This window comes from Psychroserpens mesophilus, assembly GCF_050617655.1.
Taxonomy (GTDB): Bacteria; Bacteroidota; Bacteroidia; order Flavobacteriales; family Flavobacteriaceae; genus Psychroserpens; species Psychroserpens mesophilus_A.
Window position 1 is genome coordinate 1 of sequence record NZ_JBODQC010000559.1, and the last position, 231, is coordinate 231.

Sequence of the window (231 nt, forward strand, 5' to 3'; positions counted from 1 at the left end):
AGGCTAATCACCCCATTGTCCGCGGTTACAAAATAGTGGCCGTCTACCTTGACGGCCAGGTGGGTGGTCTCCGGGGTGCGTTCCGAATCGACTCCGACGATATGGATTGTCCCCTCGGGAAAGGCCTTGTATGCATTTTTAAGCAGGTAGGCGCACTCCTGAATGTGGAAGGGGTTTACCTGGTGGGAAATATCTACGATCACGGCATCCCTGAGCTCCTTGTGAATCGTT

At 53.7% G+C, this 231-nt stretch carries 1 protein-coding gene; it reads right to left on the reverse strand.

The window, feature by feature from the left end:
• A partial coding sequence (locus ACRHNM_RS18415; protein ID WP_431138074.1) for an SAM-dependent chlorinase/fluorinase occupies positions 1-231 on the reverse strand: 231 nt, incomplete at both ends.